The 14,335-nt window shown below is 44.5% G+C and carries 13 protein-coding genes and 4 pseudogenes; 8 read left to right on the forward strand and 9 right to left on the reverse strand.

All coding sequences use genetic code 11. The features are described 5' to 3' along the window. Positions 1 to 487, forward strand: a pseudogene (locus J1778_RS03390) (integrase core domain-containing protein); the annotation flags it as partial. 203 nt (positions 488 to 690) lie between these two features. Here J1778_RS03390 and J1778_RS03395 read toward each other — a convergent pair. The 3 genes from J1778_RS03395 to J1778_RS03405 all read right to left on the reverse strand — a co-directional run bounded on the left by J1778_RS03395 (position 691) and on the right by J1778_RS03405 (position 2,185). Then, positions 691 to 951 (reverse strand): Txe/YoeB family addiction module toxin, encoded by a 261-nt coding sequence (locus J1778_RS03395; protein WP_217172003.1) that lies wholly within the window; start codon positions 949 to 951, stop codon positions 691 to 693. Continuing rightward, on the reverse strand, positions 948 to 1,193 hold the full coding sequence (locus J1778_RS03400; protein ID WP_120509714.1) for a type II toxin-antitoxin system Phd/YefM family antitoxin: 246 nt from the start codon (positions 1,191 to 1,193) through the stop codon (positions 948 to 950). The genes J1778_RS03395 and J1778_RS03400 overlap by 4 nt, the downstream gene beginning before the upstream one ends. 212 nt (positions 1,194 to 1,405) lie before the next feature. Beyond that, the gene (locus J1778_RS03405; protein WP_217172004.1) at positions 1,406 to 2,185 is read right to left on the reverse strand and encodes a tyrosine-type recombinase/integrase; all 780 of its coding nucleotides are present in this window, start codon (positions 2,183 to 2,185) and stop codon (positions 1,406 to 1,408) included. 135 nt (positions 2,186 to 2,320) lie between these two features. Between J1778_RS03405 and J1778_RS03410 the strand changes: the two are divergent. From J1778_RS03410 to J1778_RS03420, 3 genes and pseudogenes are all read left to right on the forward strand, one after another. Continuing rightward, positions 2,321 to 3,854: pseudogene (locus J1778_RS03410) on the forward strand (IS3 family transposase). A 196-nt stretch (positions 3,855 to 4,050) separates the two neighbouring features. Continuing rightward, on the forward strand, positions 4,051 to 5,175 hold the full coding sequence (locus J1778_RS03415) for a hypothetical protein (protein WP_217172005.1): 1,125 nt from the start codon (positions 4,051 to 4,053) through the stop codon (positions 5,173 to 5,175). Between the two features lie 59 nt (positions 5,176 to 5,234). After that, positions 5,235 to 6,227: a hypothetical protein gene (locus J1778_RS03420; RefSeq protein WP_217172006.1), complete on the forward strand. Its 993-nt coding sequence runs from the start codon at positions 5,235 to 5,237 to the stop codon at positions 6,225 to 6,227. A 71-nt stretch (positions 6,228 to 6,298) separates the two neighbouring features. Here the strand turns inward: J1778_RS03420 and J1778_RS03425 are convergent, their stop codons facing one another. After that, positions 6,299 to 6,589 carry a hypothetical protein gene (locus J1778_RS03425; RefSeq protein WP_217172007.1) on the reverse strand — a complete coding sequence of 97 codons (291 nt, stop codon included), beginning with the start codon at positions 6,587 to 6,589 and terminating at the stop codon, positions 6,299 to 6,301. Positions 6,590 to 6,597: 8 nt separating this feature from the next. After that, on the reverse strand, positions 6,598 to 7,530 hold the full coding sequence (locus J1778_RS03430) for a hypothetical protein (RefSeq protein ID WP_217172008.1): 933 nt from the start codon (positions 7,528 to 7,530) through the stop codon (positions 6,598 to 6,600). A gap of 522 nt (positions 7,531 to 8,052) precedes the next feature. On the opposite strand from J1778_RS03430, the gene J1778_RS03435 reads away from it, so the two are divergent. Then, positions 8,053 to 9,099 (forward strand): tyrosine-type recombinase/integrase, encoded by a 1,047-nt coding sequence (locus tag J1778_RS03435; RefSeq protein WP_217172009.1) that lies wholly within the window; start codon positions 8,053 to 8,055, stop codon positions 9,097 to 9,099. Positions 9,100 to 9,187: 88 nt separating this feature from the next. Here J1778_RS03435 and J1778_RS03440 read toward each other — a convergent pair whose 3' ends face one another. The 3 genes and pseudogenes from J1778_RS03440 to J1778_RS03450 form a co-directional block, all read right to left on the reverse strand. Beyond that, positions 9,188 to 9,667 carry a GNAT family N-acetyltransferase gene (locus J1778_RS03440; RefSeq protein ID WP_217172010.1) on the reverse strand — a complete coding sequence of 160 codons (480 nt, stop codon included), beginning with the start codon at positions 9,665 to 9,667 and terminating at the stop codon, positions 9,188 to 9,190. Beyond that, entirely contained in the window at positions 9,664 to 9,924 is a 261-nt protein-coding gene (locus J1778_RS03445; protein WP_217172011.1) for a type II toxin-antitoxin system TacA family antitoxin, read from the reverse strand. The genes J1778_RS03440 and J1778_RS03445 overlap by 4 nt, the downstream gene beginning before the upstream one ends. Before the next feature lie 289 nt (positions 9,925 to 10,213). Then, positions 10,214 to 10,626 (reverse strand): annotated as a pseudogene (locus tag J1778_RS03450) (IS3 family transposase); the annotation flags it as partial. A gap of 61 nt (positions 10,627 to 10,687) precedes the next feature. Between J1778_RS03450 and J1778_RS03455 the strand changes: the two are divergent. Further along, positions 10,688 to 11,839 carry an IS30 family transposase gene (locus tag J1778_RS03455; protein WP_217172012.1) on the forward strand — a complete coding sequence of 384 codons (1,152 nt, stop codon included), beginning with the start codon at positions 10,688 to 10,690 and terminating at the stop codon, positions 11,837 to 11,839. A 12-nt stretch (positions 11,840 to 11,851) separates the two neighbouring features. Here J1778_RS03455 and J1778_RS03460 read toward each other — a convergent pair. Next, positions 11,852 to 12,118, reverse strand: a pseudogene (locus J1778_RS03460) (transposase); the annotation flags it as partial. 422 nt (positions 12,119 to 12,540) lie between these two features. Between J1778_RS03460 and J1778_RS03465 the strand changes: the two are divergent. Both J1778_RS03465 and J1778_RS03470 read left to right on the forward strand, forming a co-directional pair. Next, positions 12,541 to 13,542, forward strand: a complete 1,002-nt coding sequence (locus J1778_RS03465) for a type IV toxin-antitoxin system AbiEi family antitoxin (RefSeq protein ID WP_217172013.1) — start codon at positions 12,541 to 12,543, stop codon at positions 13,540 to 13,542. Beyond that, positions 13,496 to 14,305 carry a nucleotidyl transferase AbiEii/AbiGii toxin family protein gene (locus J1778_RS03470; protein ID WP_217172014.1) on the forward strand — a complete coding sequence of 270 codons (810 nt, stop codon included), beginning with the start codon at positions 13,496 to 13,498 and terminating at the stop codon, positions 14,303 to 14,305. Before J1778_RS03465 ends, J1778_RS03470 begins: the two co-directional genes overlap by 47 nt. The last annotated feature ends 30 nt before the right edge of the window (positions 14,306 to 14,335 follow it).

Raw genomic sequence — 14,335 nt, forward strand, 5'->3', positions numbered from 1 at the left:
ATGGACGCACTGGCCACGGGTCGCAGGATCAAGTGTCTGACCTGCGTGGATGATTTCACGAAAGAGTGCCTGACGATTACCGCCGCTTTCGGGATTTCAGGCGTGCAGGTCACGCGTATTCTGGACAACATTGCACTGTTTCGCCGCTATCCGGCGACGATAAGAACCGATCCGGGGGCCGGAATTTATCTGCCGCGCATTGGATCAATGGGTCTTTGAGCATGGCGTGGAGCTGCGACTTATCCAGCCGGGCAAGCCGACACAGAACAGATTTATTGAGATTTTTAACGGACGCTTTCGCGATGAATGCCTGAATGAACACTGGTTCAGCGATATTGTTCACGCCAGGAAAATCATTAATAACTGGCGACAAGATTATAATGAGTGCCGTCCTAATTCATCGCTGAATTACCAGACTACAGCTGAATTTGCAGCTGGTTTGCGAAACGGGAAATATGAAGAAAAACCAACCGACATTACTAACTGAAGGTTGTATCTAATCCTGGGGGCTGGTCAGTTGTGCCAGACAAATACTGTAGAAATAGATACTGACATAAAAAATCATTGAAGGCGCAAGTATGCCCCTTCATTGGCGAACAGGATATCAAAGAAATATGCGACTCTAACGATCTTACTTTTCAGATGCGTTTGCCCCTACAGGCACAAAAAAGCCCGCATAATGCGGGCCTATCAGATGCCGGTGTAATGAAAACGACAGGAGATGATAATAATTTCGCCGTCTTTGACGTAATAGACAAGCCGATGTTCACGGTCGATACGTCGTGACCATAATGGCCTTTTGTGCTTTAGAGGCTCGGGCTTACCTATCCCGACGAACGCGTCAACATGCACGGCTTTAATAAGTTGGCGCACGCGTTCAAACTTCTTCGGGTCGTTATCCTGCCAGTATCGATAGTCCTCAGCGGCACGCGCCGTGAATACGGTTTTCATACATCAATTTCAACAGTTTCACCGCGATCTAACTGGTTCAATGATTCCTCTAAATGCGCAGCGTTTGCCGGGTTACTGAACAGGTAAAGCGTCTCAACCATGCTGCTGTATTCGTCTGCATCGATCATCACTACGTCACGACTGCCACGACGGGTGATAACGACGGTATCGGCGTCATCGCTGACTTGATTCAGTACGTTCGCGAAATTAGTACGGGCTTCTGTAAAAGTGATATGACGCATTGAACAGTCTCCTTAAAGCAATTTGCTGACATAATAGCAATGTACTTATTTAAGTACAAGTATGTCATCTCGCATTGCCCCTGGCTTCTCATAAGGCTGGACACAATGCATCATGTACTCGTTATATTCACGGGCTAAGACACGTATTCATTACAAACTAAGATGGTACCAATATAGAGCCGTAACAGTGTGTTAATGGAGTCATTTTTGTGTCAAAAAACCTTCTCTTGATACGTTTCTTTCAACAACATCACTGCCTGTGATTCAGGCATGCTAAACGTGATCTGCTGACTGGCCGCAATGTCTAACGCAAACACCCGCGTATACACTTCGGTACTTTCCGCTTTCTCATGGCCGAGCAGTGCCTGCAGCACTTTCAGCGGCGTATGCTGATAGCAGTGGTGCATGGCGTAGCTGTGCCGAAATACGTGTGGGGTGACTGGTACCGAAAATGTGACGCCGTCACGCCTTGCCTCATCCCCCGCCCGGGTTAACCAGTTTCTAACCGTTCTGTCGGTGGCCGTCCAGATAGGAAGCGGACGGCGTTCTCCGGTTTTCTCATCGGTCTCAATCCTCTCACGCGTGCTGGCGAACAGCCGGCGCAGTTCGTCCACAAACCCCGGATCGGATAAAGGCACCACGCGGTTTGCTGATTTTCCCTTGGCCGGACGGCCGGTACCGGCGCGGCGCTGCTTAGCGGTGCGGATCACCACGTGTGGGTAATCGCCGTTAAGTCGGAAGTCCCGCCTTTTCAACGCGAGCACTTCATTGATCCGCCCGCCGGTGTTCCACAGCGTGGAAACCAGGGCGTGCTGTGACCAGTCGGGTAAGTAGTGGAGCAGGGCGCTGACCTCTGGCAATAAAAGGTATCTTGGCAGATCGGCATAGGCCATCGCCATTTGCCGAAGGGCCAGCGCGCGCCGGTGATCTTCCGGACGCACCATTAACATGGGGCGACGCTCCGGTCCCGGCAGCGTGGTCAACTCAGTCATCGGTCATCTTCCTCTTCAAACAGCATCGCAAATGTCATCACGTGTGGCCAAAAACGGCCGAGATCGCGCTACGTAAAAATTAGCCTCTCACCCCCGGGGGTGCGGACGATTACTTGGACTCTCGGGAGAGAGTTAATGCATTCATATGAGGACAGGGTTCGGGCTGTTGAACTCTATTATCGATATGGCAAAAAAGCCTCTATGGTCATCAGAGAATTGGGATATCCATCCATAAAACAGCTCGGTCGCTGGGTGCGAATTTATGAAGAAACTGGCGACTTACCAAAAGGATTAAAATCGAGACAGCGATACTCACAGGCACAAAAAATCGCTGCTGTGGAACATTCCTGACGCATGGTGGTTGTCTGGCGTTTACTCGGCGAGCCATCGGCTATTCCAGCGGCGTATTACTTAAACGCTGGATTGAAGAAATATATCCAAACCGGCGCCCTCTGATTGTCCGCTCAAATACAAATAAATGCTTCAGTCAGGAAGAAAGAGCTCAAGCAGTCCGTGAGCTTTGCAACCGAAGCGGAACCGTCCTTAAAGTTGCTCAAAACATAGGCGTGAGCGTCCCGGTCCTGTACAAATGGAAGAAAGACCTGCTCGACGATGAGGCTTATCGATCCATGCGAAGACGTAAAACATCAACTCAGAATAAAAACCAGGATGCATTACTTGATGAAATCACGCGGCTTAAACAGCAGGTTCATCAGTTGCAGCTTGAACGCGATATCCTGACAAAGGCGAATGAACTGATAAAAAAAAAGACATGGGCATCAGCGTCCTGACCCTGAAGAACAGGGAGAAAACCCAGGTCGTTGATGCCCTTAAGGAAATCTATTCCGTCGCTGAACTGCTCTGTGTTCTGAAGCTTGCCCGGAGTTGCTATTTTTATCACAAAGCGAGCCGGCGTCTAAATGATAAGTACGCGGAAATACGCATAGCCATGGCAAAGATCTTTGAAGGAAATTACCGCTGCTATGGCTACCGGCGTCTGCACGCGATGCTCCGAGAGAACAAGCTCTGCATCTCTGAAAAGGTTGTCCGCAGGCTAATGACTGAGGAGCAACTCGTTGTTAAGCAAGCCAGGCAACGACGATACAGCTCTTACTGCGGAGAAATAGGGCCGGCACCTGAAAATCTCCTTGCCAGAAATTTTCGATCCTGCGTACCAAATGAGAAGTGGCTGACTGATATTACTGAGTTCCACCTGCCGGCGGGCAAGGTCTATCTGTCGCCCGTAATCGACTGTTTTGATGGCAAAGTGGTGAGCTGGTCGATAGGAACACGTCCGGACGCAAAACTGGTGAATGGCATGCTCGACGACGCGCTCGATACGCTCAGAGAAAATGAAAAACCGGTGATACACAGCGACAGAGGCGGCCATTATAGATGGCCGGGTTGGTTGGATCGTATTAATGCATCAGGTCTTAAAAGGTCCATGTCGCGCAAAGGTTGCTCGTCGGATAACGCGGCGTGTGAAGGCTTCTTCGGGCGGGTCAAAAATGAAATGTACTATGGCAGAAACTGGGCGAGCACGACGCAGGAAGAATTTATCTGCCTCTTGGACAGGTACATACGCTGGTATAACGAGAAGCGAATTAAATTATCATTGGGTGCAATGAGTCCGGTTAAGTACCGGAAGCATCTGGGGATCACAACATAATCAGTCCAACAAAACATCCGCATCTCCAAAAGTGACATTATCAAATGGGACTTACAAACGCGGTACGGTTAACGCGCATTATGTTAAATAAGGTTTTGTATATCATGAGTAAGTGTTAATAACGTTCGCCTGTAAGGCTCAAGTTAAAATGAACATATGCATGATATAATACTCCCCCCTGAAAGGAGCGAATGCAATGCCAATAACTGCTTACTCTAAAACATTTAAGCGAGAACTCGACTCTACGCAACTTACACGCCTTTTTAATGAGCACGAGGTTGGAAAAAAAATCTCATTTCGTGATTTCGTGAAAGAAGATATTGAATGCCCAGCATGTAATGCCACTGGAGGCCATTATGTTAATGAATCGGTATCTAGTACAGGTAAAGTGATCAAACAGGCTTACTTCGCCTTCAGGGATGCTGAAGGCAACGATGCACACTTACCATTCTGTGATTTTTATAATGGCCCAGATAAACAAAACACAATAACAAATGAAGGACAGGTTGACTTTTCTAAATCAAACTCACCAATTACACAAGCTGTTGCGTGGATGGTATGTTGCGGAATAGAAAACAGTATATTCAGCCAAGAAGATATCAGAAATATGCGACAATGGTTTCTTGAGTTGAGACAGAATGGGGATTTCACATTTGAAGTCAGCCCTCATTTGGTTAATATAACTCGTGCCTTTATGGTTAGAAATAAACGTAACAGCAAAGAATATACTTTTGATGCAAATGCTATCAAAGATGAATGTTTCGATATAAACCAAGAAGTTTACGAATCTCTTCATTATAAATTCCCACAACTAGCACCTAATTTCAAAGATAACAGTGAACTTTATAATTTAAGACTTCTATCTGTTCTTAAAAAATCACGCAGCATAGCAGTTAAAGAATCAAACTCCGTTACATTTGACCGAACCATTCTTTCTGATAAATATGCCATTGCAAGGATATTTGCTTTAGAAATTAGAAAAGCAAATCCTCGCTTAAGAAGCAGTATGAGTCATTCGATTCCTGCGGTAAGCAACAGTAACCCACTAATGGCATTATCCGCACTGTTGTTATTTGTTTCTGATTGGGAAAACGATAAAGCTCTAAATAAACTTACCCAGATAATGAGTTATAAGACAATAAACGATCATAACGCAGGAAACGTTATGGGTTTAAATCCATTTATCCATTATAATTCCTGGGTTGTAGTCAAAAAATTACATGAGTTACAACAATCAGTTGGGGATGGTATCAACTTTGATTTGGAATTTGAGAATGAAAAAAATAGATTGTTAAAACTTTATTACCCAATAACTGAGTAAAACTCAAATAGCTTTCAAAAAATAATTTTATTTCATTCGAAAATATAAAGAGATATTTTATGATTAATAAAGAAGTTATGTTGCCTGAGTTACTCTCTTTAAGCGAGTACCCTGATTTAAAACCTATCTCATCATTAAAAAGTGGAGTCTATCGAGTTGTCTTCCCTGAAGGTAAAGAAGGTTCTCTAATGAAACTTTCTAATGGGAATTTAGCTGGCTTACATACGACAAGTATTATCTATGATGGAAAGATAAACGGTACAGCTGGCCTTATGGAAGTCGATTTAGACAAAGAAGCCACTCGACTTCTTTTAAAACTAACAAATTACGGTATTCTTGCAAATCGTGTGAATGTTTTATCACAAAAATTCGAATCATTTCTAAATTATCAATTAGAAATTCACAAAGCATCAGTAAGAAATATATTTCTTATGTTCAAAGATATTTCTAGAAAAATGCCTGCTATTCTAGAAGGTACTGAATATTCACATTTATCACTCAATACGTTAGCAATATTAAAAAAAGATGTCGGTGGGCTCTATGAATTTCATGCAAAGGAATTTGCAGATAAATACAGTAATATCAATAGAAACAATATGAATATACAGCAACTAATATGCACAATGGACGAATTTCGTAACCATAACGCATTTAGAACATTTGAAGTGTTACTTACAATTGAAATATTTGAGATAATGATATCTGGTAAAGCAAACCCTCGCTATATAAATATGGCTAGGATTGGACTATATGAAAGGATTCAGCCACTTATTAACATCATACAAATTGAGTATTCAAGAATAAAAAATCATATAGTAAGATATGTAGAGGATAGGAGATACACATCAATGAACTATTATGACCATATGAAACATGAAAAAAATGATGTTGAACTATACGCACTCCTGGATAATAAGTTAGAATCCGCTTTAGATATAAATACTACAGTAGCGGAATATTTTGATGAATCACTAAGCATCGAAGGTATTAAAGAAGCATATTTTATAATAAATGATGAAAACTCATTACTACAGATTAATCACGAGCAATAATCACTTTAAAAATTTGAAGGTCGCGGATAAGTGCGACCTTTAAATCCAATCATATAAGTGAAGATTATAAATCAATAACATTTTTTGAAAAACTCATCAATCAACGCATGATGTTGTGGGGCGGTAACACAAAGTGATACGTACATCATTAAATACGTGATGACTTGGTTTGTGCTTAACTCAACCTCCCCCCCTGTTTGTAAAATATCATAAATTGCGTCACGGCCATTGACGTAATATAAAACTCCTTTATTAAACCTAAATTCTTTGTTTGATATATTATCTTTGATATAGATAGTTCCACAATATTGGATTATTTTGTATGTTAGAGATAAAGGGAAAGGAGTGATTTCAATACGCATATGAGATTTTAAACTCCGGTAGCGTGCTTAATAGATTCTGAAATAGCATCACAAACTTCTTTCAAAGAGGTTGGTTTTTCATTTTCTGAAATGCCGTTCGTGTAAACATGCGCCTTGGACTTACCGTTAATAAATTGCATAGTGATCTCATATTCATTTGTTTTTGGATTCATGGCTGCGCGTGCATACTGACCGTCAACAAGAATTAGGCGGTTCGGCAATTTAGGAACGAAAAAGTAGTCGCCAATAAGGTCGTCATTGTCCATAGCCTCTTGTGATAATACGACCTCGAACTGCCAGGCACCCGCTTCAAAATTTTCTGGTCTTGTGTAATTTATGACACAGTTGTGATAGCGTTTGAATATACCTTCTTCTAGTTCACCCTTATCTCTAACTCTCATTTCCTTCATATTAATATAGAGTTGGTCGAAAGCTGCTTTACGAATTGCTTCCTCGGTCCGCCTACAGACGAGCTCAAGCAACGTTTCTGGATCCTCTGCCAATTCGCTATCCATAAAAATCAGTACGGCATTCCATTCTAAATTTACAACTTTCGTTCCAAGCAATCGGTTATTCGTTTGACTCCGGCATCCGGGAAAAATTGCACGATACTGAGCTATAGGATAAATACGCATTGGCTCAACATTCTCAGAATTAAATTCAGGAAGTAAAAAATTAATTGTTTCTTCGAGCAGTCCTGCGGTCAATCCCTCTATTTTGGCGTAAATTAAATATTCTTCCTGACGAAACTTATCACGCGGTTCCCTCGGAGAGTAAGTAACCGAAACATTCAGACCGCTTTCTAACGAAAGATTTTTATATACGCTCCAGTTCAGTGCTTTACGAATTTCCTCACTGACGTTCAAATCCAGCTGTTTCAATTTTTCGTCAAGAGATACCGGGATCCTGCACTGTACTAACTTAAGCTTGTTCTCACTCATGGGAAAAGTCTCGCCGTGTAATCAGTTAAAGCATAATCACATCAATGTAATAAATAGTAAATGCAAATATTACAAAATCATCATGTTTCGTTTCACTTGCGGCAAAACGGGTAAAGATCCGCAAATGCCGCACCCCCTTACAAATCCTTCATCTAGTACTTGGCAACCCCGAGGAACCATAGATATTGCGTTTTTAAGTAATCCACCCTTCTCTGCCCACAATTATTTGTGCGGTAAAACGGCTTATCTGAAATAACTTCCGCAGCCCGCCGGAAAATTTAGGCTAATTAATTGCATTGAAGTTATAAATTTTATCTTTTCAACTTTATATAATGGGACTTATATAAAGTTAGCCATCTACTGTATGAGCTGGTAATCTATCCAGTAGTTACAAATGCAGATGATTTTCTCTGTAGATCGTGCAGGTTACGCTACGTGAAATCTGCAAGGTAAATGCCCTGCGTGTTTCTCAGAATCCACGTAGCATCGTCAGTGACCGGGAGTGTGTTTTTTAAGCTATATATGGGCAAATTAACACCGATCCCCCAGGCATTGCCGGCTATCCAGGCTGAAGAGGATGTTCTGGCCAGACTTAAGGAATTTGTTCAGGATAAGGAGGCTTTTTCTCCCAATACGTGGCGACAACTAATGAGCGTGATGCGTATTTGCCATAAATGGTCGGCAGAGAATGGACGTTCATTTTTGCCTATGCTTCCGGCTGACCTTCGCGATTACCTGAACTGGCTGCAGGATAATGGCCGGGCCTCTTCAACGATTGCGACGCATGGCTCATTGATTTCGATGTTACACCGTAATGCTGGCCTGACACCTCCTAATTCTTCACCGCTGGTTTTCCGGGCTGTTAAGAAAATAAATCGTGTCGCAGTTGTCACGGGTGAACGTACTGGCCAGGCCGTGCCCTTTCGGCTTGAAAATCTGCTTGAGCTTGATGCGCTCTGGTCTGACTCAACATCGCTTCGCCTTAAACGTGATTTAGCATTTCTGCATGTAGCTTACAGCACGCTGCTGCGTATCAGTGAATTAGCCCGTCTCCGCGTTCGCGATATCTCCCGGGCAACTGATGGCAGGATCATACTTAATGTGAGTTACACCAAAACAATTGTCCAAACTGGTGGCCTGATCAAGTCCCTAAGTTCGCAGTCATCCCGCCGGCTAACAGAATGGCTGTCGGTGTCTGGTATCAATTCAGAACCTGACGCCTTCCTCTTTTGTCCGGTGCACCGATCTGGGAGTGCAACTCTTTCGGTCACCCGTCCGCTTAGCACGCCTGCGATTGAATCTATTTTCGCTCAGGCCTGGCGTACGATTGGTGTAGGTGAAACCATCATTCCAAACAAAGGGCGTTACTCAGCCTGGACTGGTCACAGCGCCCGCGTAGGAGCTGCGCAGGATATGGCTGGACGTGGTTATGCTGTCGCACAGATTATGCAGGAAGGAACCTGGAAAAAGCCTGAAACATTAATGCGTTATATTCGCAATCTTCAGGCTCATGAAGGCGCTATGACCGATCTTATGGAAAACAGTACTCTGAATCATAACAATGCATAATAGAATAATTCATACTTCATCAATATGAAGTGTTACTTCATTCTTTTTTTGATTTTACACATGATGCGCTTAAAGGTCGTTGAAAATTCTAAAGGCGTAGCATTAATGTCATCGGATTAATTGGCGATGACGTAAAACCGTAGTGTTCATAAAATTGTTTAGCCGGTTCATGAAGTGCATGTACGAGCAATGCTCTGACACCTGTATTTTGGGCAATTGAGTGAACTCGAAGAACGGCATCCTGTAACAATGAGGCACCTAGCTTTATTCCCTGAGTGCGCAGGTCGACCGCCAATCTTCCTAATACTATGACTGGAACTGGATCAGGCATATTACGCCTAACTGACCCTGTTGCTTCCCTGTGCGACACAGCGCCGGCTGCAAGGGCATAATAACCCACAACACTTTTATCGAGAGTCGCGACAACAAAAGTACGACTTGCACCGTTTAAATGGTTTGTCAGAGCACGCCGTTTTAACCATTCATCTAACATTGATTCCCCACAACCAAACGCATCAAGGATATGTTCAGTTGTAAGTGGTTCAGGAGCAGACAATTGTAAACTCATGCCCAGGGTGCTTTCACTGCCATAAGACGTTCCAAACCCTGATTTGCCTTTTGAGGTGCATCAAGCATCGCTGTGAATTCGTGGAATTTTTCAGTATCTAGCTGGAAAAAGACTTGGTCGAGCAGAATAGCCTGTGCGCGCTCACACGCGACTTCCAGCATAAAGTCAGATCGGTTTTTACCTAACAGAGTGGCAGCCTGATCGATGAGATCACGTTGTTCCGGTAAGGCACGCAAATTAATCGCAGCGTCACGCATTTTGTTTCCTCCTGTATTGACAATGGATATACATTAAAGTGTTGTGTATCTATTGTCAATACACTCCCGGAGTAAACTTCTTAACAATGAACTGCCGGGTTTTGAGAGTCTGATTGCTTAGAAGAACTTCGCCAATAGGAGCAAGAATTTAGGTATAAGATACAGCGGCTCTTGCAGAACGCCTGCCCAGGTCGGATGCATTGTCGCCTTCATCTGCTCGTTAATTTGCAGTAGATCCGGTTATTCTCCGGGGGCTACACTTTCTGGAGTTACTGTTACCCTGCCTACACCAGACCTGATTGGGTTTCATTACCGTGAACTTCCGCTGCAGGCGGTTAGGTGCTATCAGTGACGGACGTCCTCTGGTTCCACGGGGTATCTTGTAACCTGTACAGCCCGTATCCTGTTTTGTTTCATGATCTTGGCTACCCGGTTTCTGCTGCACGCTTCACCGACTTCACGTAGGTCGCAGTGAACCCTTCGATAGCCGTAAACATCGCCGCTCAGTGCATATGAGTCGCGGATTAATTGCAATAATCGCTGGTTATCCTTTTCTCCTGCAGAGACAGGACAATGAAGCCAGACGTAGAATCCGGCACGGGCAACTTTCAAAACCCGACACATCGCAGCGATCGACCAGATATCACGGTGATCGTTGATGAAGCGGTACTTTAGTCGGGCTCTCTTGCAAAGTACCGCGCTGTAGATTCAATTGGTCAACGCAACAGTCATGTGAAAACATGGGGTTGCGGAGGGTTTTTGAATGAGACGGACATTTACAGCAAAGGAAAAAGCATCTGTTTTTGAACTGTGGAAGAACGGAACAGGCTTCAGTGAAATAGCTAATATTCTGGGTTCGAAACCAGGAACAATCTTCACTATGTTAAGAGATACTGGCGGCATAAAACCCAATGAGCGCAAGCGGGCTGTAGCTCACCTGACGCTGTCTGAGCGCGAGGAAATACGAGCCAGTTTGTCAGCCAAAATGAGCATTCGTGCGATAGCGACTGCGCTAAATCGTAGTCCTTCGACGATCTCACGTGAAGTTCAGCGTAATCGAGGCAGGCGCTATTACAAAGCTGTTGATGCTAATAACCGGGCCAGCAGGATGGCGAAAAGACCAAAACCGTGCTTACTGGATCAGAATTTACCGTTGCGAGAGCTTGTTCTGGAAAAGCTGGAGATGAAGTGGTCTCATGAGCAAATATCAGGATGGTTAAGGCGAACGAAGCCGCGTCAAAAAACACTGCGAATATCACCTGAGACAATTTATAAAACGCTGTACTTTCGTAGCCGTGAAGCGCTACACCACCTGAATGTACAGCATCTGCGCCGGTCGCATAGCCTTCGTCATGGCAGACGCCGTACCCGCAAAGGTGAAAGAGGTACGATCAACATAGTGAACGGAACGCCAATTCACGAACGCTCCCGGCATATCGATAACAGACGCTCTCTGGGGCACTGGGAAGGCGATTTAGTATCAGGCACAAAAAACTCGCATATAGCCACACTTGTAGACCGAAAATCACGTTATACGATAATCCTTAGACTCAGGGGCGAAGATTCTTTCTCAGTGAATCAGGCTCTTACCGACAAATTCCTGAGCTTGCCGCCTGAACTCCGGCAATCACTGACATGGGACAGAGGAATTGAGCTGGCCAGGCATCTGGAATTTACTGGCAGCACCGGAGTTAAAGTTTACTTCTGCGATCCTCAGAGTCCCTGGCAGCAGGGAACAAACGAGAACACTAATGGGCTAATTAGACAGTACTTTCCCAAAAAGACATGCCTTGCCCAATATACTCAACATGAGCTGGATCAGATTGCGGCTCAGCTAAACAACAGACCAAGAAAGACACTGAAGTTCAAAACACCGAAAGAGATAATTGAAAGGGGTGTTGCTTTGACAGATTGAATCTACAGTAGCCTTTTTTAATATATCCCATTCCATTTCAACGCGTTGAAGTCTTTTCTTCAACTCACGTATCTCAATCTGCTCAGGTGTCATGGGTTAAGCTATGAGTGATTTTCCCGCTCGCTCTTCTTTCAGTTGTCGAACCCATTTATCCATCGTGGATTTGCCGACATTCATCGCAGTGGCAGCGGCGGCAACGGTGTAATGCTGATCGAGTACAAGCTGGGCAGCCTCGAGGCGAAACTCGGGGCTAAAATTGCGTTTGTTACGTCCGGTTATAATGTCACCTGTTTTGACTATGAGGTGATGATATCACCTCTATTCAGGTGGCCAAATTCACTATGCCACTATAGTTTGAAGTGGTTTATTAAATTTTGGCATCCGAACAGTGGTGTTCCGCGTCCGCTTTGGCACTAGGCGGACAGCACATCCCTCAATTTAAATCTAAATCCGAAAAAGAACTGTTTTCCAGCTTTGCGGGATACTTCAACCTTTGTTTAGAAAAGCAGCGTCTGCTGCTCATGGGGGTCGGCAAGTATTTAATCTATCGGCACTATAATTTGCTAGCTCCACGGGAATGAATTTCAAGAATTCATTTCAATAAATCATGCCGGATCACTTCATAGAGAGTTGCATAAACCTCATTTTGTTCATAGTATGTTTTTGTTCATGATTCGTGAACAAAATTAAGGCGTGAACAAATGAGGCCTCAACGACTTATCACAAAAGTTGCCGATACGATGCCCCCTGGCATCTTGTTAGAATATGAGCTTGCTCAGGAAGACGATGACACTGATGGAAGAGTTACGCTGACCACCGCGGGAGGGGGGAGAAAAAACTTTACTCTTGAAATAAAAACAGTACATCGAATTGAGACTCTCGCCGGCATTGAAAGGCGCACTAACCAATCAGTGAATGGTCTGCCGGTGCTGCTCATTTGCAATCGACTTTCTCCGCCGTTGGCGGACTACTGTATGCAAAACCGCATTAACTTTATCGACAGTGCCGGAAATGCGCACATTGATGTGCCGGGACTTTGCATCATTATTCAGGGAAAGCAGGAAGAAAAAACAAATGTTGCAGTCGGAGGGATATTCCCTGAAGGTGTGATGAAACTACTGTTTGTATTGCTTTCTGAACCTGATGCGCTCAATAAAACGTACCGTCAGTTGGCAGAGCTCTCGGGTATTTCACTGGGAATGGTTAGTAAAGCCTTTGATATTCTTGAACAGAGGCGACATTATCGAAAGGCGAAAACCGGTAGACGCCTGATAGATACTGACGGACTTAGTGCTATGTGGATTAATGATTACGCCCGTTCTTTAAAACCGCGGCTTGATCTGCTGACTTTAGAAGCCCCTAGTTCCTGGGAGCATCTGCCTCTTGAAACTGGAGAGTATGCGAGCGGTGAGCTTGCCGCTGCCTCATTAAGCGGCGGCTATTTGGTACCTGTGACGGGTATAATCTATACGCCCTATTCATTAGTGGAGCGTCGAAACAGGCTGGCTTTAAGACCAGCACGAGAACCAGGTTTGCAAATTATTGCGAGTTTCTGGGGGGCACTTACTCTCAATTCACGAGCTAAAGCCATGCTTTGCCTTGGGGATTTGCTGGATGGTGGCGACGACAGAAGTCGTGAAGTCGCAAGGATCATCAATGACAAATATCTTAACCTTAAAGATTCCGCTCTCTTCAGTTACTGAAACCTTGCTGTTACAGATAAACCAAATCTGCAGCGCTCAGGGTATCCCTTACTTTATTGCGGGTGCGACTGCGCGCGAAATCCTGATACATCATGTGTATGGAAGAGCGGTCGGCCGGCGGACTCGTGATATTGATTTTGCGGTATTTGTTCAGGAATGGCAGCTGTTTGACAACCTGAAGCAGGCATTAACTGCGGCTGGCGCAAAAACTATAAAAGGGAATGCCCACCGATTAGTGCTGGAGGGTAATGAACTGGACATCATTCCTTTTGGCGGCGTTGCCGAAGCAAATAAAGTTGCCTGGCCACCGGATCGCGAGGTTGTGATGGCTGTTGATGGCTTTGAGGAAGCCTTCGGGCATACAGTATCGATAACAATGCAAGCTGGGGAACAAATCCCTTTCTGCTCCCTGCCTGGTCTCGCCTTGCTCAAACTTTTCGCCTGGCGGGATCGTGGAATGGCAAATGGAAAAGATGCGGTAGACCTTTATAAAATTATCAATGAGTACGGGCAGATTGAGAATGAGCGTGCGTTTGAAAATTCCGCTGAGTGTGACAAGCGTGACTGGGATGTTGATCGTATGGGGGCGTTATTGCTGGGAAAAGATATCGCGATGATCAGTACTCCAGATTCTATAGTCGAACTTTTTAAACTTGACGCAGATGCACTCACTGATGCAATTGTCCGTCAGACCATGACAGACAATACTGATGCCATCGAGGAGAGGGTTTTAGATTTCTGGACCGGACTTCATAGTGAATAACCAAGTGTTGCAGAGATTGCTGGCTGTCCT

This window comes from Rahnella bonaserana, from assembly GCF_019049675.1.
GTDB lineage: Bacteria > Pseudomonadota > Gammaproteobacteria > Enterobacterales > Enterobacteriaceae > Rahnella > Rahnella bonaserana.